A 22,046-nucleotide genomic window follows, 5' to 3' on the forward strand; every position below is an offset into this window, starting at 1 on the left:
TATCTTTGAATCTTTGAGACTCTGATAAGTAACCCTGGATTCCTGCGGAATGACAGAATTGTGGTAAGAGACTGCCAGATACTTTGGTCATTTCTATAGACTGTTTTTAAATACACATTTTTAAGCTCATAAAATCTTCATCTGATATAATAACCTATCCTAAGTGCAAAAAATTCTAATATATCTTAAGAATAGCCTTATTTTAATCCAGATCAAACAAAAAACCGTTTCAATAAAGAAACGGTTCTCATTTATGGCATTTTGATTTTCAATCTTACATGTCACTGTTTGTGTCCGGGCATTTGAAATCATCACTGCAAGCTGCACAAACAACGGTTCCATTACAATAATACATACAAAAATCTGTTTCAGGAAGATTAGTTCCTCCGGAAATGTTTTTTAATTGGCCTTTTTTTAGTTTTTTTAGATTTTTCATATTGTTTTAATTAAAAATTTGTAGTTAAAGTAAAAATAGGCAAAATATTTTTAACTAAACAAGACTCGTTGTGTAAAAATAAAAATTTAATGGTAAAATGATTCACATCTATAAATCTTTATTTAATTAATTATTATGAAATAAGTACTAATTTTAAGCTTACGTAATCCGAAAAGCTTACAGAGTAGGAAACAATTAAACGATAACTATGAAAAATTTAAAGAAAATTTAAAGAAAAGAATTGAAAGCTATTTCAGGAGGAATTGATAAGTACTATGATCTTAGAGAATCTCCTGATGATTCTTGTCAGGAACTTAATAATCAGAATAATGGTTGTTACAGAATGAATAGCTGTACAATGTTATGTACGCTTGTCCCATGTTTCTAACGGAATTATTATATAGTAAAATGGCTGCCTGATAGGGCAGCCATTATTTTTATTTTTTAATTAATCCTAATTCGATCAATCTTTCATGCAGGAATTCTCCGGCAGTAGTATCTTCATATAATTTTGGATTGTTTTCGTCTACACAGTTCTCAAGTGCATTTAAAGACATTGCACTGATAGGATGCATAAAGAAAGGGATTGAATATCTTGAAGTGCTCCACAATTCTCTTGGTGGGTTTACTACCCTGTGGATTGTAGATTTCAATTTGTTGTTGGTATGTCTTGAAAGCATATCTCCAACATTGATCATCAGTTCGTCCGGTTCTGCAATAGCATCAATCCACTCACCATTGCGGTTTTGAACCTGAAGACCTTTACCTTGTGCTCCCATTAAAAGGGTAATAAGGTTAATATCACCATGTGCAGCTGCTCTTACCGCATCATCCGGTTCTTCAGTAATAGGGGGATAGTGAATAGGTCTTAAAATTGAATTTCCTTCTGCTATTTTGTCATCAAAATAAAATTCATCCAAACCAAGGTGTAATGCTAACGCTCTTAGCACATACTGTCCTGTTTTCTCAAGCATCTGGAATGCTTCTTTACCAACTTTGTTGAATTTTGGAAGTTCATCAACAATTACATTGTCAGGATACTCTGTTTTGTACCTGGAATCTTCAGACAGGTACTGTCCGAAGTGCCAGAATTCTTTTAAGTCTCCTTTTTTGAAACCTTTTGCAGTTTCTTTACCGAATCCTACATAACCTCTCTGGCCTCCAATTCCGGGAATCTCATACTTTTGTTTCGTTTCCACAGGCAGGTCAAAAAAGTTTTTTACCTCTCCATACAAATCATCTACTAGGTTGTCATCAAGAAAGTGGCCTTTTAGGGCTACAAAACCAATTTCTTCATAAGCTTTTCCGATTTCATTTACAAATTTCTGTTTGCGTTCCGGGTTGTCCGAAAGGAAATCACGCAGGTCTACACTAGGTATTTTATCCATTTTTAGAAATTTACGAACAGCAAAATTACATTTTTTTTAATTTAAATGATTTTAAAATCATTATTTATAAGTTAAATTTGCTGTATGAAAAAATATTCTTCTAAGAGAAGTATCCAAATACTTGCACATCTTCTTCAGCAGTACGGAATTGCAGATATCGTTATCTCTCCGGGGTCAAGAAATGCTCCTTTGGCCATTCATTTTTCAGAGGTAGATAGTTTTAACTGCTACAGCATTGTAGACGAAAGAAGTGCTGCTTTCGTGGCAATGGGAATGGCAAAAAGTGAGAAAAAGCCGGTAGCAATTACGTGTACCAGCGGATCTGCGGTGGTTAATTATTATCCAGCAGTCACTGAAGCATTCTATCAGAATATTCCACTCTTAGTACTGACTGCAGACCGTCCCACTGATTTTGTTGATATATTTGACGGGCAGACCATCAGGCAGAAGGATGTTTTTCATCAGCATTCCTATGGTGATTTCCAGCTTTTGGAAGACAGCAAAGAAAATGCAGAAGATATTAATTTCGATATTATTAAAAAAGCCATTGAGCTTTGCTTTGAAAAGCAGGGACCAGTGCATATTAATATTCCTTTGGAAGAACCATTGTACGAGTTGGTTTCTGAACTTCCTACTTTTCCTACAGTGGAAAAGACAATCAAGCATAAAGATTATGAAATCCCGTCCAATCTGATTGCAGAATGGCATACTTCACAAAAGATTATGCTGTTGGTGGGAACAAGAGATTACAGCCCGGAACTGGAAAACCAGTTGACGCAGCTGGTGAAAAACCATTCTGTTGTGGTATTGAGCGAAGCGAACTCAAACTTGTATCATGAAAAGTTCTTCAGACATATAGACCGTTATATTTTTAATTTTACGGAAGAAGATTATAAAACATATGCTCCCGATCTGTTGATTACGGTAGGGCAGAATGTGGTTTCCAAAAAAGTAAAACAATTCCTGAGAAGCGCCCGTCCGAAACAACACTGGCACCTGGATGAAGTATGGCAGCCGGATACTTATTTTTCACTGACTGAAAAAATAGAAGTGAAGCCTGAAGTTTTCTTCTCAAAATTGTTGAAATTTATCAATCTGGAGCCTAGGCCTTATTTTAATCTTTGGGACGTTTTAAGGGATAAAAAAGATGCTAAGCATGAACAGTTTTTAAATACGATTGAGTTCTCTGATTTTTATTTTTTCAATAAGGCTTCCCAAACGGTTCCTGAAAATTATAATATTCACTTCAGTAACTCATCAGGCATCAGATATGCACAACTGTTTGATTTCGGGAAGAGAAAGATGTACTGCAACAGGGGAACCAGCGGTATTGATGGATCTACTTCAACGGCAATGGGATTTGCCATCAAAAATGAAAATCCAACCTTGCTGATCACGGGAGATCTGAGTTTCTTCTATGATATCAACGGGCTTTGGAATCAGTATATTCCACCATTTGTAAGAATTATGATCTTCAATAACGGGGAAGGAAATATCTTTAAAATCATTCCGGGGCCAGGAAATGCCAATCCGAATACACTGGATGAATTTATTGCTACAAAACACCGTAAAAATGCAGAATCTTTGGCCAAGCACTTCGGCTTTTCCTACATAAGGGTGGAGGACGAGCTTACTCTGGACAGAGTTTTGGAGAATTTCTTCAAACCTGATGCACAACCGAAAATCCTGGAAGTAAATACTCACGGGAAAAACAGTGCAGATGTCCTGAAGTCATATTTTGAATTTATGAAATAGATTTAAAGATCAAGATATTCTTCACTTCCCGGCAGATTGATAATCCTGTCGATGGAATAGATAAACATATCATCAAAATCATTCAACGCATTAATGATCTGGAAATGGGAGAATTGCTTTATATTCTGTAAAGTGATTTCCGTTTCTTTGATCTTTTTATGCTTTAAAAGATGCTGTCTCTGTACTCCGTTCAACAGATAGGTAGAAGGGGTAAACCAGTCTTTTCCCTTCAAAAATAAAAGATTGGAAAAAGAGGTATCCGTGATATGATTATTTTTAACGATGATAATTTCTTCTGCCTTGGCTTTCATCTTCATTTTGTCCAGTTCCTTACGATCTTCAAACTTGAAAGAATAATCGAAACTGTTGTTTTCTACCAGCTGGAAATCCTGAATTTCAGGGATGGCATAGGGAATCATCTGTGTCCTGATCTTTTTATCAAGGTCATAGGCAATTCTTAGTTTGAAAAGACCATCTTCATCGTGCTGCAGGTTTTTATAGATTTTGGCCAGATCGATGGAGTCTTCCCTTCCGAAATGGGAAAACGTCTGATTGACACGTTTCTGATGCAGATCCAATAGAAAAACCTCCTGATCTTCTACTTTAATACTTTCAATGAATTGGGACATAGATTTTATTTTTCATTTCCTGATACTCGTCTTCTAATTTACTCATATGCGTTATACCGCCTCCGCTCTTGAAATAAAGCTGATCTCCTTCTTTTTCAATAAAGCGTATCATTACACAGCTGTCAACATTCCGGCCGTCAAACCAGCCGCAGACTCCTGTATAATATCCTCTGTCATATCCTTCTGCATCCAGAATAATTTCCAGTGTTTTAGGTTTTGGAGCTCCTAAAATAGAGCCCGCAGGAAGCAGTTTTTTCATAATACTTCCTATTCTGCCGTCAAATTCAGGTTTTACCGTGCCTGAAATTTCGGAACTCATTGCATACAGATCTTTCTGCTGCGTTTTGATAAAGTCTATATGCTGAAACTGATCTACCTTTACATCATCGGCCACCATGCTCAGATCATTACGAAGCAGGTCTACAACAGTGTAATGTTCTGCTTTTTCTTTTTTATCATTTTTCAGGATTTCTGCCGCATTTTCAATGGAAGCATCAATTGTTCCTTTCATAGGATACGTCAGAATTTTACCATCAATGATCTTTACAAAAGTTTCAGGAGAAAAAAATACAAAAAAATCTTTATAAAATACTTTATACTTAGCATTTGAGTGATAAAAAATTTCTTCTAAGGTTAAATTGGTCTCTATTTTCGTTTTTCTGGTATAATTTACTAAATAAGAGTTTCCTAAACGAATATTTTTCTGAACTTTATCAAATCCGATTTTAAAGCTTTCCTGTGTTTCCGGAAACGATTTCCAGACTATTTTTTTATCCAGCTTGTGTATTGTTTTTGTGTTGTAAAATTGTTGAAAATCAATTATTAAACCTGATTTTTCAATCTCATTTTCCTGGTATATTTCAACATTCTCTGAAAGAAAGTCGATCACGAAAAAATAGGGAACCTTCTGAAGAGAAAGTTCGTCCATTTCCATAAATTTTTGATGATTCACTGAAAACATTCCGCAAAAATAATTATTGATGTTTACTTTTGCATAAATTTTTTATGATGCAGAACAAATATCCTCAGAAACCGGGAATAGATTTTATATTGAAGCAGGCTTTTTTTTACTGGAATAAAACACTCGTTTTTCAGTTGATGTTTTCAATCATCTTTTTTGGAATATTACTTACCGCAGTTATGCTTTTCGGACAGAAGTATGACGTTTTTTCTTATAATAAAGAATTACAGGATGCATTTATGGAAGGAACTCAGGCTTATCTGAAGAAAATGGAAGAAATAGCGGTTACTGAAAATTATCAGATGTTCACACTGGCAATCTGGGGAACCACAGCATTTTTATATCCATTGAACCTTGGGATGTTTCAGATCTTCCGTAAGCTTGACCTCAGGGAAAATGTTGTAATAGGAGATTTATTTGCCGGGTACAATGGGCTTAACTTTTTTAAATATGTAGGGTATTTCCTTTTCTGGTTTTTCATTTACAGATTGACGATTCCTACAATAATACTGGCAGTGATCTGGGTTGCTGTGACCCTGTTTGTTGCTCCGCTGATGTTTTTTACCAATAAAAGGATTTTTGAAGCTATCTCTCTGAATTTTAAAGCGCTTAAAATGTATTTTGTAGAAATAATGGTCTGTGTGATTGTTGCCTTTCTGTTTAAATATTTAGGCTTTGCCTTATTTCTGATAGGCGGACTTTTCACATTCCCCTTTTGGAATGCTATGATTTACTCACTTTATAAAACTGTTTTTTCAGAGAAAATTTAAATTTCATACCTGTTTAATGTGATCTTTTACCAAAAAAAACTAAATTTGGTAAAATCATTAAATATTTAAACTATGTCTGAATTTAACGAATTTGATCAGCAAGGCTCTGTGCCTAACAGAGATACGGGGTCTATTATTTCTCATGCCTTTGAAATGTATAAAGGAGTCTTCGGTTACGGAATCGTAGCGATGGTTATTTACCTGATCGGAGGATCTGTTATACAAATGCTTACAGGATTTGACTCTGCATCTATGGTTGAAGAAATGAAATCTTCGGGAGGCGAATTTAATTACTGGAGTGCTCCGGGACTTCCTTTGTATATGGGAGTTTCCAGTCTTTTCGGTCTTTTATTATCCCCTCTGTATGTAGGATTGATCTATATGGTGAATAAATACAACACCAAAAACCCGATCGAGTTTTCTGATCTTTTCATTGGATACCGTCAGAATTTTGTTAATATACTGATCTACAGTTTTCTTTCCGGGATCATTTCATCAGTGGCGTTGGCATTGTGTGTGCTGCCGATCATTTTTGTCTATCCTTTCCTTTTAATAGGGTATCCTATTCTTTTATTTGAAAATGCTTCAGCAACGGATGCCTTGGGAAAATCGTTCAATATTGCCAAAGAAAACTATGGAACATTCCTGTTAACAGGGTTTTTAGGATTCCTGATCTCTATTGCAGGGGTTGTTCTTTGCGGAATAGGGGTTATTTTGACAGCACCGTTTATTATGATTGTAATGTACTCTACTTATTGCGCTTTCTTAGGAAAACCAAGACAAATTATGTACAGTAAGTAAAATAAAAAAGGAATGATGAATAAGGACAAACAAATAAGCAGTGTTGCGATAAAGCAGATGTCATTGCTGGCAATTATCCTTGTGCTGGCAGGGTTGATCTGTTTTAATCTGGCATTGTTTATTCCCTCGGTTCTGGGAGCAATTACCATTTATGTAGTCTGCAGAAAATACAATTTTTATCTGCAGGAAGAAAAAAAATGGAAACCGTCACTGGCCGCCTTTGCATTAATGTTTGCAAGTCTTATTGTTCTTATTCTTCCCATCTATTTTATTGCTGATCTGATAATTGATAAACTGGGAAATGCACAGGCTTATATGGCCAAATTCAATATTTTCCTGGATAAGATACATACTTATATTTTCGATAAAGTAGGATTTGATATTCTCAGTAAAGAAAATATGACAAAACTGAAAGATTCTGTAGGAAAGATTTCTACTTCTGCACTTAGTGGGACATTCAATACCCTTACAGTGGTAATGTCTATGTATTTTATTCTTTATTTTATGCTGGAAAAGCCCAGGTTATTTGAACGGATTTTAAGTAATTCAGCCCCCCTTAAGAGGGCCAACATTTCCCTGATTGGCGATAAAATGAGAAAACTGATCATGGCCAATGCTATCGGGATTCCTGTTGTGGCAGTAGGCCAGGGGATAGTTTCTCTGATAGGGTATATAATCTTTGGTGCTCCGGGACCAGTATTACTATTTGCCCTTACAGCTGCATCTTCAGTAATTCCTGTTGTAGGAACTGCCATTGTTTATGTTCCGGTATGCATCTTTATGATTGCTGAAGGAAATACAGGTCCCGGATTGGGGTTGGCAGCATACTGTGTAGTGGTGGTAGGTCTTACGGATAATCTTCTCCGTTTTACACTTTTAAAGAAGCTGGAAAATATTCACCCTTTAAATACCGTATTCGGAATCATCATGGGAATGAATCTGTTTGGCTTTATGGGGCTTATTTTCGGGCCTATTCTGATCTCCCTGACCCTTTTGCTGATTCAGGTGTACAGAAATGAATTTTCGGATGAAGAAACACCTCCGGATCTCGAATTGCCGAATCAGAATGATCTTGAAGAAAAATTAATTTAAGTATATAAAAGTGGAAGGTATAAATCCCGAAATATTAAAAGAAATCTGCGTTGCTAAAATGCCTTTCGGTAAGTACGAAGGAACAGTCCTTGCAGATCTTCCGATCAGCTACCTGGAATGGTTCAACAGAAGCGGAATGCCCAAAGGAAAACTGGGAATGCAGCTTGCAACCGTCTATGAAATCAAGCTGAATGGGCTGATGGATCTTTTAATTCCTATCCGGGCAGCAGTAAGTAATGTATTTTAAAAATTAAAATATATCATTCGGTTAAAAAGTTTCGGCGGCATCGAATATGCCGCCTAATCTTTTTAATAATCAATTATTTAAGCCTTCAAAGCTTCAATTTCGTCTCTCAGCTTCGCTGCCTTAATAAAGTCAAGATTTTTTGCCGCAGCTTCCATTTCTTTCTGCTTCTGGGCAATCATTTTATCAATATCTTCACTTGCATAGCTGGCTTTGGTTTCCGCAACCTTCTGAAGGATTTCTTTCTGAGTATATTTTTCATCCGGGAAATCTTTACTTCTTCCGACAAGGTTTTCAGAAATCTTTTTATTTAAAGCTTTTGGCTGAAGTCCATGTTCTTCATTATATTTCATTTGCTTGGCACGGCGGTATTCTGTTTCATCCAGTGTCGCCTGCATAGATTTGGTGATCTTATCCGCATACATAATTGCTTTCCCGTTCACATTCCTTGCAGCACGGCCTACCGTCTGGATCATTGATCTTCTGCTTCTCAGCATTCCTTCTTTATCTGCATCTAAAATAGCCACTAAAGAAACTTCAGGTAAATCTAATCCTTCTCTCAACAGGTTTACTCCGATAAGCACGTCAAAAAGCCCTAAACGAAGGTCCTGCATAATCTGAATACGCTCCAGGGTCTCAACATCAGAGTGGATATATCTTGTTCTGATTCCGAATTTGGTGAAGTATTTGGTAAGCTCCTCTGCCATTTTCTTCGTTAAGGTAGTCACCAGAACCCTTTCATCGGCATCAGCTCTCTTCTGTATTTCCTCCATGAGATCATCAATCTGATTTAAAGTAGGCCTTACCTCGATGATAGGATCAAGAAGTCCTGTAGGACGGATAATTTGTTCTATATAAGCTCCTCCGGTTTTCTCCAGTTCGTAATCGGCAGGTGTTGCAGATACATAAATCACCTGGTTCTGCATGGCTTCGAATTCCTCAAACTTTAGAGGCCTGTTGTCCATTGCAGCAGGAAGTCTGAATCCGTATTCTACCAATGCTTCCTTACGGCTACGGTCACCACCGTACATGGCATGAACCTGTGGAACCGTTACGTGGCTTTCATCAATTACCATCAGGAAATCTTTAGGAAAATAATCAATCAGACAGAAAGGTCTGCTTCCCGGAAGACGCCCATCCAGATACCTGGAATAGTTTTCAATTCCGGAACAGTAGCCTAGCTCTTTAATCATCTCAAGATCCAGTTCGGTTCTTTCCTGAAGTCTTTTGGCTTCCAAAGGTTTTTCGATAGAATTAAAGAAGTCAACCTGCTTTACCATATCATCCTGAATCTCTCTGATAGCACCGTTTAAGGTTTCTTTTGAAGTCACAAAAAGATTGGCTGGATAAATCTGAATCTGGTCAAAATTAGACTCCACATTTCCCGTTAAAGGATCAAAACTTTGAATCTTTTCAATTTCATCCCCAAAGAATTGGATTCTGATCGCATTGTCTGCATACGCCGGAAAAACATCAATGACATCCCCTTTTACACGGAATGTTCCCCTTTGGAATTCATTTAATGTTCTGGCATATAGAGCATTAACGAGTGAATAGAGAAGAGCCGTTCTCGTTACCTTCTCACCAATGGCAATAGAAATCAGGGATTTATGAAACTCCGTTGGATTTCCGATACCATAGATACATGAAACTGAGGCAACAATCAAAACATCCCTCCTTCCTGAAAGAAGGCTGGCCGTAGCGGAAAGACGTAATTTCTCAACCTCTTCATTGATGCTCAGATCTTTTTCAATATACGTTCCGGTAGTCGCAATATACGCTTCAGGCTGGTAATAATCATAGTAGCTCACAAAATATTCCACCGCATTTTCCGGAAAGAATTCTTTAAACTCCATAAAGAGCTGTGCCGCCAGTGTTTTATTATGTGCCAGAACTAGTGTAGGACGCTGAACATTTTGTATAACATTCGCAACAGTAAAGGTTTTTCCGGAACCTGTTACTCCCAGTAGCGTCTGATATTTCTCACCGATCTCTATTCCTTCGGTAAGCTTCTCGATAGCCTGGGGTTGGTCTCCGGTAGGTTTATATTCTGATTGAAGTTTAAAATCCATACAACAAAAATACAAAAGAAATCATAAGACTGTATAATGTTTTGAAGGTGAATATTTTGACAATAAAATTTTAACAGATTGAGCCATATTTAGGAAGTTTCATACTTCCTGTTAGATACATTTTAAAGAATACTATTTTAAAGGATTGTATGGCATTATTTTTCCATTCATTTTTCTAACACCTAATCATAATGTTATGAAAATCAATCAATTTTATGTCCCGGCAATAAGCCTTTTTCTTATTTTATCTTCATGTAAGGAGAATCATGTAAATGCCCAGAAAACCGGAAATGATGGCAGTGTAGAAACAGAAAATCCTAATTCTGACTACAAGCCGGCATTTCAAGGACAGACAAGAATTAAGGCTGTGAAGACAACAACAGCATATAACGTAGAGATTTTGAATAAAGATCTGGGAAGACCCTGGGGAATGATCAATTTGCCTGACGGAAGGTTTCTCATTACTGACAAGAACGGATATATGAATGTTGTGTCAGCAGACGGAAAACAAATTTCAAAAATAGAAGGCTTTCCAAAAGTAGATTCTAAAGGGCAGGGCGGAATGCTGGATGTAGCTCTTGATCCCGATTTTAAAACCAATAATATAATTTACTTCAGCTTTTCTGAGCCGTTTGGAAAAGGAAACTTAACTTCTGTAGCCAAAGGAAAGCTGTCCCCGGATCTTAAAAATATTTCAGAGGTAAAAGTTATTTTCCGTGCAGAACCTTCTTATGATGGAGATAAACATTATGGAAGCCGTCTTGCTTTTGATAAAGATGGAAATTTATTTGTCAGCACAGGAGAAAGATCAGATAAAGTAACCAGGGCATATGCCCAGAAAACGGATAATTATCTTGGAAAAATTTTGAAGATTACAAAAGATGGTAAGCCTGCACCCGGAAATCCTTTTATCGGAAAACAAGACTATAAGCCCGAAATCTATGCTTATGGCGTCCGTAATCCGCAAGGGTTGGCAATTGATCCTGATGGAAATTTATGGGATGTTGAAATGGGGCCAAGAGGAGGAGATGAAATCAATCTCATTAAGCCGGGCAAAAACTATGGTTGGGGAGATGTGACGTATGGAATTGAATATTCCGGTGATAAGGTAGGAAAAGGAATTACACAAAAAGAAGGAACAGAACAGCCGGTTTATTATTGGGATCCGGTGATCTCTCCAAGCGGGGTTACTTTTTACACCGGAAATATTGATGAATGGAAAGGAAACCTCTTTATCGGATGTTTAAGCGGTGAACATATCGACAGAATTGTAATGAAAGATAATAAAGTAGTAGGAGAAGAACGCCTTTTAGCAGATCAGAAAGAGCGTTTCCGGGATGTATTGAATGGTATGGACGGAAATCTGTATGCTGTAACAGATAGCGGTAAGCTCTATAAGATTTCAAGAAAATAAAATAAAACTCCTGAAGATTCTCAGGAGTTTTTATTTTCAATTAAAATTTAAAGTTAAGTCTGGCAAAAACCTGTCTTCCGGCAAATCCCATCTGTACAGGATCAAAAATACCTCCGGATTCTGTATTTCCGGTGGTCACCTGAGTCGTCTGTAAAGTAGGATATCGGTTGAATAGGTTTTTACTTCCCAACGTCAGATTAAGATTTTTAGAAAACTCATAACCAAAAGAGAGGTCAGTTGTTACTTTTGCATTATAAACCTGTTCTGCATCATCATAGCCAATCAGAGTTACTTTATCAAATCTTACCATCTGCAGATTTACATTGAATTTGTTGATTTTATAGTTTAGATTTAAGTTAACTTTGGTTTTTGGCGCAGAAGCCAGGATAAAAGCCTTTTCTCTTTCGCTCAGATAAATATCTTCTTTCCCTGCCAACTGTTCGGATGTATTCACCTTGGTAATTTCCATATCGTTATAGTTTCCGGCTAAAGTGGCAGTCAGTTTTCCGGATCCTATATTTTCGCTATAGCTTAAAATAAGGTCAACCCCTTTCGTACGGGTATCTATTGCATTAGAAAAGAACTGCACCTGGTCAATAAATGGATTCTCTGCCTGAACTTCTGCTGGTAAGTCTTCTTGTGCAAAATATCCGGTAAGGACGATTCTGTCTTTCACTTGAATATAATAACCATCTATTGTTGCTGTGAATTTTCCTGTATTGAAGGTAAATCCGGCACTTCCATTCACAGATGTTTCCTGTTTCAGCTGAGGAATTCCAAGGCTGCTTGCCAGCTTGCTGTCATTAGAAGCGAGCTGAATGGTAACTAATTTACCACCTTGAAAGTTGGTGAACTGCTGGCTATAATACTTCTGTGCCAGAGAAGGGGCTCTGAACCCTGTAGAAATAGATCCACGGAATGCAAACTGCGGAGTAATCGCATATCTTGTAGCAAACTTACCATTCAGGGTACTTCCGAAATCATTATAGTTTTCAAATCTTCCGGCAACGCTTATCATCCAGTTTTTTGTAACATCTAATTCCGTATCTATATATGCTGCAAAATTATTTCTGTTTTTGCCAATATCTGTTGAATATCCGGGAAATCCTTGAGATCCACCAGGTCTTACACTGCCGCTTAAAGGATTAGTAACAAGTAAGCTTTCAGGAGTATCTGGTGTTACAGGATTTCCGTTTTTGTCATACATGGTGTAAGACGCTTGTTCACCTTTGATAATATTAAATTTTTCATACCTGAATTCTGATCCGAAAGCAATGTTTAGTCCTTCCAGTACCTTAAATTGTTTCACAGCATTAAAGCCGGTCGTATTCTGCAGCAATGAATGTCCTCCGGCATTAAAGCTTGTCGGTGATTTGACTCCCAAAGTAGCATTGATGGTATTGTCAATCTGATAGGTAAACCTGTTGTTGCCAAAAGCATTATAAAAATCCACGTCCCAGTCTAATACCTTAAATTTTAGGCCATTATCAAAAGTAAAATCTGAAATGCTCGTATTTTCAATCGGGTTAAATCCTGAAGGATATATTTCAGGAATATTTCCATCTGCATCTGCTGATCTGGTCCACGCATAGGCTTTGGTGTTTCTATGCGAAAAGCCCTGACGGGAATAAAATTTCAATCCGTCTGATAAAGGAAGTTCAACATTGCCGAAAAAATAAATATTTTGAGCCTTGGCGTCTCCGAAACGTTGTCTGGGTGCTGGATCCGGATCATTGTAGATGTCTGGATTAGCATTACGTATCGCATAATCTTTGTTGATAAACTCTGCCGTAAAATTTCCAAAACCGCCTTTGGATCCTATTTTAGTTCCAAAATTCCCGCTGAAGTCAAAAGTAGTTCCATCCACTTTGTGATCGGAAACAACGTCATTGTTCCCGGGACTTTTAAAGAGGTTCATTCCATAGAATGCATTTCCTTCAAAACCTTTGTCACGATCATTAAGGATCACGTTAATTACCCCTGCGATAGCATCTGATCCATATTGGGCAGAAGCTCCGTCACGAAGAACCTCCACTCTTTTGATGGCGCCAATGGGAATGGTGTTCATGTCATATCCGGTATTTCCTCTTCCTTTGGTTCCGAAAAGGTTGATCAGTGAAGACTGATGGTATCTTTTCCCATTTAGCAGAAGCAAAGTCTGATCGGGGCCCAGACCTCTTAAAGTGGCGGGATCCACAGCATCAGCACCGTCGGATCCTGATTGTTTGTTGGAGTTGAAAGAGGGGGCGGAAAACTGTAAGAGCTGGTTGACTTCCACCTGGCCGGTTGACTGGCTTGCCTGTTTAATATCGATGATATCAATAGGAACAGGCGTATTTACAACTGTTCTTTTTTTATTCCGGCTTCCGGTAATAGCTACTTCGTCTATCTTTGATTCTTTTAAAGTATCCTTTATCTGCTGGGCGTAGGAAAGGGTAGAAGCTCCAAGGAAAATAATGCTGATGTATTTTATTTTCATATTGATAATTTTGAGTGATGATTCAATCAAAATTATCAATATTTATTTTTAAATCAATACTGAAATTAAATATTTAGTATGAAAATCTTAATTTAATATTGATTTGTGTTAATTTCGGTAAAATAATAACTTAATATTCAATTTTAGTGAAAAATTTTAACATTAAAAGCTGGTAATGATTCTGTTAATTCCTTCTTCTAAAATTTCCCGTGAAGTAGAAAAGCAAATTCTGATATGTCCTTCCGCCCCTTTTCCAAACCATCTTTCTGAACCGGGCACTATTGCAACTTTTCCATGCTGCAAAACATGCTGGGCAAACGCGTCACTGGTCATCCCGTTTTTGATCTTCGGAAATAGGACAAAGGTAGCTTCAGGAAAATTAGGCGTTACAATTTCGGATTGGCTTAATAAGGTAAATGCAAGATCTCTGTTGCTTTGTAAATGTGCCAAAAATTCTCTGTACCAGGGTTTTGCTTTCTCCAAGGCCACAGTTGCTGCGATTTGTGATAAAGTAGAAACTCCTTCTATTGTTGAATTGAAATTGGATTTTTCAGTAAAATCTTCAAGAATATCCTGGTCATTACATAATACAGCTCCAATTCTCAAGCCGGCAATCCCAAATGATTTTGAAAATCCATACACGGTAAAACTTTTTTTCTTCGCCTTTTCTGAAACAGAAGAGTAGGTGTAGAAATCTTTATTGTCGTAAATAATATCGCTCCAGATTTCATCACTCATCACCCAAAGATCATGGGCGGAAGCAATCTCAGCTATTTTTATCAGGATTTCTTTAGAATAAACCTTTCCAAGTGGATTGTGCGGGTTGCATATACTAATAAGCCTGGTTTTGGGGCTGATTAAAGAAATCAGTTTTTCAAAATCAATTTCACTGGATGTTGTATTCACGGGGCAGAGCATTACTTTTCCACCGGTTGTTTCCACTGATTTTTTGAAAAGGAAATCTACCGGATCAAGAATAATGGCTTCGTCTCCTGGTTTAAGAATATAAGATGCGATAAGAAACATTCCCTGAGCGGCACTGTTCACAGCCAGGATGTTTTCAGGAGTAAAATTGCCGTGCTTTTCCTGATTGAAATGATCGGCTACACTTTTCCTGAATTCCGGCAGTCCGGAAAATGGCCCGTAGCTGAGATAACCGTCTTTCAGATATTCAATAATTCCCTGTTCTATTTCAGGAGCTGTCCTGAAGTCGGGATCAGCAGCGGTAAGGGGGATAATTCCATCTTCCAGGGTAGCCCATCTTCCGTTGTAGGCTTTTCTTTTCAGTGCCTCAAAATTGATATCGTTATTGGTAAACATATTTATTTATAGGATATAGGTAAAATATTTTCTGATTGTTGCCGAAGAGGAAGCAGGAACTGTTCTAACAAGGTTCTTCCGTTACTGATATGAGTTTCAATTTCGGGTTTTCTTTCTGCTTCATACTTTTTGAAAGCTTCTTCTGCTTTTTCTTCATCGACTAAATGTTTAGTTAAGATGAAGGAGTCTTTTAATGCGGAGGTAACACCCTGGCTGGTAAAAGGAATTAATGGGTGTGCTGCATCCCCGATGAAAACAATATTGTCTTTATAAAACGGATTTAATTTTTCCAATTCATAAACACACCATAAATGCACGTTTTTATAGTCTGATTTCTCTATAATGCAAGGAATCAGAGGATGCCAGTTTTCAAAAACTTCAAGCATATATCTCTTTAGGTTTTCTGCCGTGCATTCGTTGATCATATATTTTTCGTTATCAAACTGTGAATACCACAGAATAGTATCACCCGAAAGCTTGAGGATCCCAAAAGTCAGTCCGCCTTCCTCGTGATGAAACTTTATGAAGTCATTCTCAACAGAATCTGCTATATCTTTATTTTGTATGATATTGACCACCTCGCTTTCTCTTACCAGGCTCATTTTTTCATCTTTAAAAAGATGCCTTCTGATACGGCTTTTAGAACCATCAGAAATGACAGCAATGTCAGTGTCAATATCGGTTCCGTCAGAAAGCTTTAGTTTTCCGGTTTGTTGATTATCAGGAATTATAGTTTCTTCGTAGGTAATCTTTTCGGGAGAGATGTTTTGTGCCAGGAGATTTATTAATGAGTGTCTTGAAATGGCAAAAACATGATCCAGTTCCTTTTCTGTCAGGATTTTTCCTGTATGGGAATACTGAGTGTATTTTTTCAGAAAATTTCCATGTTTAAGAAGAATTTCAGGATCAATTATCTGAGAAAGATAGTCCATCCCCTCTTTTGGAATGAGGAAGCCGTGCCCTGTTTGGTCTTTCTTTTTTCTTCTTTCATAAATATGGTAATCGATCTTGTGTTTTTCTAAGTAATTTGCCATGGTTAAGCCAGAGATGCCAGCGCCCACGACAGCAATTTTCTTCATTCGGAATAAGGGATTTTTTCAGGTTTGTTTTTTAAGTATTTGATCTGTTTTATAAGACGGATACAAAATTAACTTAAAAACATTCACTATTTCAAAAAATGAATCAATTTGCTTTTGGTTTCTTTAAAAATAAAATAAAAAAGATGATATAATTGCTGTTTATAAAAGTATATGATTGATTTATATTTATTTCCAATATTTGAATGATCTGGAGTCTGTTGAGTGATGGCAGTTCATTTCTATGAAAAAATTTAAAACATAAAAAAAACCGGAAAAATTCCGGTTTTATGATTAAGCTTTTTCAAGCTGAACAGTAAAGTGTCTTAAGATTTCAGGTTCCCAGGTAATCCTGTATCCTTTTGCAATCTCTTCGCGCCTTTCGTAAACGTTCTTTATAGCAGCAGCAATATAATCCATGTGATTATTAGTATAGGTTCTTCTAGGAATTGCCAGACGTACCAGTTCTAACTTAGGATAACGGTTTTCTCTTGTGGCAGGGTCTCTGTCTGCTAACAAGGTTCCGATTTCTACCGTTCTGATCCCTGCTTCCTTATAAATTTCAAGTCCTAATGTCTGTGCCGGATATTCTTCGCGGGAAACATTCGGAAGGAAGTTTAAAGAATCAATAAATACCGCGTGTCCCCCGATTGGTTTCTGAACAGGAATTCCATATTCAATCAGTTTATTCCCAAGATATTCAACCTGGGAGATTCTGCTCTCAAGGTAAGCAAACTCAGTGGCTTCGTCAAGACCTACGGCCAATGCTGCCATATCTCTTCCGGCCATTCCTCCATAAGTAATAAAGCCTTCGTAAATAATGGTAAAGTTAGATGCCTTTCTGAAAACCTCTTCATTATTCAAAGCGATGAATCCTCCAATGTTTACCAGTCCGTCTTTTTTGGAACTCATTGTCATTCCGTCTCCGTAAGAGAAAATTTCCTTACAGATGTCTTTAATGCTCCTGTTTTCCTGCCCTGCTTCTCTTTTTTTGATGAAGTAAGCATTCTCTGCAAATCTCGCTGAATCAAAAAATACAGGAATTCCATATTGATCCGATAATGCTTTTACTGCCTTCATATTTTCCAAAGAAACAGGTTGGCCTCCTGATGAGTTACAGGTAATGGTAATCAAGCAGAAAGGAATGCTTTCTTTCGGGTGGCTTTTATAAACTTCTTCCAGCTTTTCAAGGTTGATATTCCCTTTGAAAGGATGAAGATCATTGATATCAAACGCTTCATCAATTGTACAGTCTATTGCGTGTGCCTTTCTGAATTCGATGTGACCTTTTGTTGTGTCAAAGTGTGAGTTTCCCGGAACTACATCACCTTCTTTTACCAGTACTGAGAAAAGTACGTTTTCAGCGGCTCTTCCCTGGTGGGTAGGTAATAAATATTTGAATCCTGTGATTCTTTCAACGGTTTTCTGTAATTGTTCGAATGAACGTGATCCTGCGTAGCTTTCATCGCCGGTCATTAAAGCTGCCCATTGTTTATCGGACATCGCTCCGGTTCCGGAATCGGTAAGCAGGTCAATATAAACCTGAGAAGATTTTAAATTGAAAAGGTTATAATTAGCTTCTTTAAGCCACTGCTCTCTTTCTTCTCTGGTAGACTGGTAGATTTCTTCCACCATTTTGATGCGGAAAGGTTCCGCGTACGGTAAATTCATGAGTTAAATATGTTTTAAATTGTTTGTAAAGAAAATGTGCTTGAAAATAATTTTTCAATTTCATCAAAGTATATATAAGGCGGAAAGAGATTTATTCCGGAGCCTTAAATATATTTTCATCAGAATGGAATCCGGCTACACCGCCGCTCACTGCAAACTTCATGGCAGAAGCTGCTGTCATTCCCACTACAGGTTTGATGTTTTTTTCTTCAGTAACAATTACCCAGCCCGAGATGGCATACGAGTGGGGAAGATATACCGCAACGTAATTATGCTTGTCAACGTCTGACATTTCTTTTTGAGTTAAAAAACCGATTCTCCAGATCTCCGGATTTTCATTGGTTTTTACCCACACAGGATCGTTGAATTTTTTCTTGTCACCTACAAATGAAGACATCACGTCTTTTGTAGGAGTATAAATGTGTTTTACTCCCGGAGTTTTCTCCAGTAAGCTGTCCATGGTGTCGAAAAAGAATCTCCCGACCACGAATTTATTTCCTAAATATCCCAGAATAGCAGTAAACAGTATGATTGATACGAAAACAAGCCCTGGGATCTGCTTCGCAAGAGAAGGAACAAGATTGTCAATTGCACTTACAATATACCAGATGACAAAAATGGTAAGCCCGATAGGACCAATAATAACCAGTCCCTGAAAAAAATTCTTCAGGAAAAGGTTGGCAATATTTTCAAAGCTTGGCTTCTTCAATGGATATTCTTTACTGTTTGTATTTTAACCGTGAATGGTTTCTTTGTTTCCGTAGGATTTAATAATGCCGGCTTCATACTCCAGCCATTCTTCCCAGCGCTGATTTACTTTTTCAGGATTGCCAAGCTGTCTTGCAAATCCGATGAAAGTAGTATAGTGATTGGCTTCGGAAATCATTAATTCCCGATAAAAGACTTTAAGCTCTTCATCTTTGATATTTTCCGTAAGAACTTTGAATCTTTCACAGCTTCTGGCTTCAATCATAGCGGCGAACAGCATTTTATCTACGATGAGGTCTTCCCTGCTTCCCTGAACGATAAATTTTGCCAGTTCATTCACATAATCATCTTTTCTGGCTCTTCCAAAAATATAGCCTCTTCTTTTGATGATCTCATGTACCTGATTGAAATGGTCCAGTTCTTCCTGTGCAATGGCAAGAAGTTCTGTTACAATCTCAGGGTATTCGGGAAGCATCGTGATCAGTCCAATAGCATTGGTAGCTGCTTTTTGCTCGCACCAGGCATGATCTGTTAAAATTTCTTCAATGTTTCCTTCTGCGATATTTGCCCACCTTGGGTCGGTAGGTAGTTTCAACTTAAACATGTTGTAAATTTTTTGTAAATTTAAACAAATTGAGGTAAGAAATGTGACTTTATTTCAATTTGATCATTAAAGTCTTAAGAGGCAGTCTTCCTTCTTAGGAATTCCAAAATATTCCAGCCTAAGGTGTCAACCTTTTTCAGTCCCGCAGAAATGACAAAAGCTAAAATGATATTAATGATGTAAATAATGATCATCAAAATCCACCAGGGCATATTTTCTTTTAATGGAACCACCATAAAGTAGACCAGTGAAGAGCTTATTCCCTGTGCAAAATAGAAGAAGATAGCATTCCTGCCGATATAAGTGATGAAATTTTCTTTTGTGATCTTTAACCGGTTATAGAGAACAAATAATGTCACCAGAGAGAATAATGCCCAGATGATGTACGGGATTTTTGGCGGGAATTTATTTTTGTTAATTTTATAGAAAATATCTTCTCCATAGTACCAGAACATCCATATAAGAGCAGCTCCAACGAGCGCATATAAGACAGGAATTACTTTAGTCGGAATCTTTTTTCCACGCATTTTATTCCCGGTTAAAAATACGGCAAGATAAAAAGCAACATATCCCACCTGTCCGGTTGGATAATATTCCGGGAAAATATTAAATAATAACGTTAAAGCAATGCAAAGTCCGATAAACCAGTTGATATGTTTCGGGAAAAACCTTAAGATCAGAACTCCGAAAACGGTTAAAATAAAATACACTTTAAGATACCAGAAACTTCCCATGACAACCGGAAAGGTATCCGCATTGGTGTACTGATGAAGATACCAGTTTCCAAGATTTTCCCATTGAGGAAACGCTGAAATGCTGGTAGTGGAATATTTGGACCCAAATGTGGAATAAAAGTTCTGAAGCCATTCTATAGAAAAGAAACTCAGCCCGAAAACTTTAAAGAAGTAATCTAAAAAGAACAGGAAAGTTACAAATATCATATATGTGATCTGCAGTTTCAACAATCGGTACAGTGTTTTTTCAATATTGGCACCTGAAGTAATGCCGCTCAGTGCATAAAAGAGAGCAACGTCAAAAACAAGGGCGAAAACTCTTACTTCCGCAGGAATATAAAACTGTCCAGACCAGAAAGCTGTATGGATAAATATGATGGAAAGTGTTGCCAGTCCTTTGGCGAAATCAATATAAAGATCTCTGTTCATTATAGATGGGTTGGAGGTTCTTTTGTTATTGGTTCAAAAATACAAACAAATTGACTGTTTAAAACATAAAAGATTTTTTAAAACAAAAAAGGGGCGGAACATACTGCCCGCCTCCTTTCTTAAATATGCTAAAAATGAATGTTCCCGTTTATTGAAGATGTTTAAATTCTTCTGCAGAAATTTCTCCTGACTGAATTTTTCTCAGTTCATCTATATATTGACTCATATAAGCGTCAATTTCAGGATTTACTGTGTTTTTAGCCATCTTATACGTACCGTTCAAAACTCCCTGATAGTAATAGAAGAAGTTGTAATCGAAATTGGAAGCGTTAAGATCGTATTGGCCTAAAAGGAATCCTAAACGAACTGCTGATCTTCTCTGTGCCGGTGTTCCGTGATGGTTGACATTGGTCGTCTGATAGTCTCCAATGCTCTGCGCAAACTCATAAGCTGCTGCAATTTCCGGAAAGCTGGTTTTATTGTAACCATTAGGTCTTCTCAGATAATATCCTGCAAAACCATCTGCTTCAAGCTCGTTCGGCCTGTATGTTGACTCTGATACAGAAGGAAGATTGAAGATGTACTGCAGCTGATGTCCATATTCATGGGCAAGGATCATTGCGTTTACAATATCGCCACCTTTTGATTTTGCATCATAATAGATAGCATATCCGTAATAGATCTTTCCTGTAGAATAGGAATAGCATTGTACGTAGAGTTGAAATTGGAAGGATCATTTACAAATCGCAGTGTAGGAGCGGTTCTTCCCCACATGCCTGCAATTTTAGTCATCTGACCGTTCATAAAATTGGTGTCTGTGGAGTTTTGAAGTCCTGTCAGTAAAACAGAACTGGAGCTCCAGTTGTTGTCTACGTAAGAGCATCCTTTTTCAGTATTTCCCGGTTGATCAATTTTTGCACTTAGTGCTTCTTGCTGAGGTTGAACATTGCTGTCCATTTGATCATCACTACATGCCGTCAATGAAGTGACAGCAATGGCACCTGCTAATAAGCAGAGATTAAAGTTTCTTTTCATATATAAATTCAATTTGGTAAAACGAAGGTAATAAATTATCTCTTAATTGTGAGTACTTTATTGTAAAAAATTATTCAAAACATAGTGAATAGGATTTTAATTAAAAAAATATTGCTTTGATTGTAAGCTATTTAGAAATTTATATGTATATTTGCACCTCGAAATAACTAAAAATTTATAAACAATGTTTGCAATTGTAGAAATAGCAGGGCTTCAATACAAAGTTGAGCAAGACCAGAAGTTGTTTGTAAACCGTTTAAAAGGAGATAAAGGAGGAAAAGTTTCTTTCGATAAAGTTCTTCTTACTGTAAACGGTGCAATCACTGTAGGCGCCCCAGCTGTAAACGGAATCACTGTTGAAGCAGAGATCCTTGACCACGTAAAAGCTGATAAAGTAATCGTTTTCAAAAAGAAAAGAAGAAAAGGTT

General features: G+C 37.2%; 20 protein-coding genes. 7 read left to right on the forward strand and 13 right to left on the reverse strand.

Features of this window, described 5'->3' with window-relative positions; translation table 11 throughout:
- Window positions 1-873 precede the first annotated feature (873 nt).
- On the reverse strand, window positions 874-1,824 hold the full coding sequence (locus ACE3RB_RS17395; RefSeq protein ID WP_374465376.1) for an isopenicillin N synthase family dioxygenase: 951 nt from the start codon (window positions 1,822-1,824) through the stop codon (window positions 874-876).
- A gap of 84 nt (window positions 1,825-1,908) precedes the next feature.
- Here ACE3RB_RS17395 and menD point away from each other — a divergent pair, with 84 nt between their 5' ends.
- A complete protein-coding gene (menD, locus tag ACE3RB_RS17400) occupies window positions 1,909-3,579 on the forward strand; it encodes a 2-succinyl-5-enolpyruvyl-6-hydroxy-3-cyclohexene-1-carboxylic-acid synthase (protein WP_374465377.1) in 1,671 nt (556 codons plus the stop codon).
- Window positions 3,580-3,581: 2 nt separating this feature from the next.
- Here the strand turns inward: menD and ACE3RB_RS17405 are convergent, their stop codons facing one another.
- On the reverse strand, window positions 3,582-4,208 hold the full coding sequence (locus tag ACE3RB_RS17405; RefSeq protein ID WP_374465378.1) for an aminotransferase class IV: 627 nt from the start codon (window positions 4,206-4,208) through the stop codon (window positions 3,582-3,584).
- Window positions 4,192-5,169, reverse strand: a complete 978-nt coding sequence (locus ACE3RB_RS17410; protein ID WP_374465379.1) for an aminodeoxychorismate synthase component I — start codon at window positions 5,167-5,169, stop codon at window positions 4,192-4,194. Before ACE3RB_RS17410 ends, ACE3RB_RS17405 begins: the two co-directional genes overlap by 17 nt.
- A 44-nt stretch (window positions 5,170-5,213) precedes the next feature.
- Here ACE3RB_RS17410 and ACE3RB_RS17415 point away from each other — a divergent pair, with 44 nt between their 5' ends.
- The 4 genes from ACE3RB_RS17415 (at window position 5,214) to ACE3RB_RS17430 (ending at window position 8,079) form a co-directional block, all read left to right on the forward strand.
- Entirely contained in the window at window positions 5,214-5,939 is a 726-nt protein-coding gene (locus ACE3RB_RS17415; protein WP_374465380.1) for a hypothetical protein, read from the forward strand.
- A gap of 72 nt (window positions 5,940-6,011) precedes the next feature.
- A complete protein-coding gene (locus tag ACE3RB_RS17420; RefSeq protein ID WP_374465381.1) occupies window positions 6,012-6,740 on the forward strand; it encodes a beta-carotene 15,15'-monooxygenase in 729 nt (242 codons plus the stop codon).
- Window positions 6,741-6,752: 12 nt separating this feature from the next.
- Entirely contained in the window at window positions 6,753-7,832 is a 1,080-nt protein-coding gene (locus ACE3RB_RS17425) for an AI-2E family transporter (RefSeq protein WP_374465382.1), read from the forward strand.
- 19 nt (window positions 7,833-7,851) lie between these two features.
- Window positions 7,852-8,079 carry a DUF3820 family protein gene (locus ACE3RB_RS17430; RefSeq protein ID WP_374465394.1) on the forward strand — a complete coding sequence of 76 codons (228 nt, stop codon included), beginning with the start codon at window positions 7,852-7,854 and terminating at the stop codon, window positions 8,077-8,079.
- Window positions 8,080-8,156: 77 nt separating this feature from the next.
- On the opposite strand, the gene uvrB is transcribed toward ACE3RB_RS17430, so the two are convergent.
- The gene (gene uvrB / locus ACE3RB_RS17435) at window positions 8,157-10,148 is read right to left on the reverse strand and encodes an excinuclease ABC subunit UvrB (protein WP_374465383.1); all 1,992 of its coding nucleotides are present in this window, start codon (window positions 10,146-10,148) and stop codon (window positions 8,157-8,159) included.
- A 196-nt stretch (window positions 10,149-10,344) separates the two neighbouring features.
- Between uvrB and ACE3RB_RS17440 the strand changes: the two genes are divergently transcribed.
- Window positions 10,345-11,562, forward strand: a complete 1,218-nt coding sequence (locus ACE3RB_RS17440) for a PQQ-dependent sugar dehydrogenase (RefSeq protein WP_374465384.1) — start codon at window positions 10,345-10,347, stop codon at window positions 11,560-11,562.
- Between the two features lie 40 nt (window positions 11,563-11,602).
- On the opposite strand, the gene ACE3RB_RS17445 is transcribed toward ACE3RB_RS17440, so the two are convergent.
- The 9 genes from ACE3RB_RS17445 to ACE3RB_RS17485 all read right to left on the reverse strand — a co-directional run bounded on the left by ACE3RB_RS17445 (window position 11,603) and on the right by ACE3RB_RS17485 (window position 21,618).
- Window positions 11,603-14,041, reverse strand: a complete 2,439-nt coding sequence (locus ACE3RB_RS17445; RefSeq protein WP_374465385.1) for a TonB-dependent receptor plug domain-containing protein — start codon at window positions 14,039-14,041, stop codon at window positions 11,603-11,605.
- Between the two features lie 162 nt (window positions 14,042-14,203).
- Entirely contained in the window at window positions 14,204-15,361 is a 1,158-nt protein-coding gene (locus ACE3RB_RS17450) for a pyridoxal phosphate-dependent aminotransferase (protein ID WP_374465386.1), read from the reverse strand.
- A 2-nt stretch (window positions 15,362-15,363) separates the two neighbouring features.
- Window positions 15,364-16,440: an FAD-dependent monooxygenase gene (locus ACE3RB_RS17455; RefSeq protein WP_374465387.1), complete on the reverse strand. Its 1,077-nt coding sequence runs from the start codon at window positions 16,438-16,440 to the stop codon at window positions 15,364-15,366.
- A gap of 291 nt (window positions 16,441-16,731) precedes the next feature.
- Window positions 16,732-18,108 carry a tryptophanase gene (locus tag ACE3RB_RS17460; RefSeq protein ID WP_374465388.1) on the reverse strand — a complete coding sequence of 459 codons (1,377 nt, stop codon included), beginning with the start codon at window positions 18,106-18,108 and terminating at the stop codon, window positions 16,732-16,734.
- A 91-nt stretch (window positions 18,109-18,199) separates the two neighbouring features.
- Window positions 18,200-18,817, reverse strand: coding sequence for a DUF502 domain-containing protein (locus tag ACE3RB_RS17465; RefSeq protein WP_047377240.1), 618 nt, complete (start codon window positions 18,815-18,817; stop codon window positions 18,200-18,202).
- Window positions 18,818-18,841: 24 nt separating this feature from the next.
- Complete coding sequence (locus ACE3RB_RS17470) at window positions 18,842-19,420, reverse strand: tRNA-(ms[2]io[6]A)-hydroxylase (protein ID WP_374465389.1); 579 nt, start codon at window positions 19,418-19,420, stop codon at window positions 18,842-18,844.
- Between the two features lie 74 nt (window positions 19,421-19,494).
- Entirely contained in the window at window positions 19,495-20,583 is a 1,089-nt protein-coding gene (locus ACE3RB_RS17475; RefSeq protein ID WP_374465390.1) for an acyltransferase family protein, read from the reverse strand.
- Window positions 20,584-20,731: 148 nt separating this feature from the next.
- Entirely contained in the window at window positions 20,732-21,202 is a 471-nt protein-coding gene (locus ACE3RB_RS17480; RefSeq protein ID WP_374465391.1) for a hypothetical protein, read from the reverse strand.
- 5 nt (window positions 21,203-21,207) lie between these two features.
- Window positions 21,208-21,618, reverse strand: coding sequence for a hypothetical protein (locus ACE3RB_RS17485; RefSeq protein WP_374465392.1), 411 nt, complete (start codon window positions 21,616-21,618; stop codon window positions 21,208-21,210).
- A 184-nt stretch (window positions 21,619-21,802) separates the two neighbouring features.
- Between ACE3RB_RS17485 and rplU the strand changes: the two genes are divergently transcribed.
- The coding region (gene rplU, locus ACE3RB_RS17490) for a 50S ribosomal protein L21 (protein ID WP_374465393.1) at window positions 21,803-22,046 on the forward strand (244 nt) is incomplete at its 3' end.

Source organism: Chryseobacterium sp. (assembly GCF_041914225.1).
GTDB lineage: Bacteria > Bacteroidota > Bacteroidia > Flavobacteriales > Weeksellaceae > Chryseobacterium.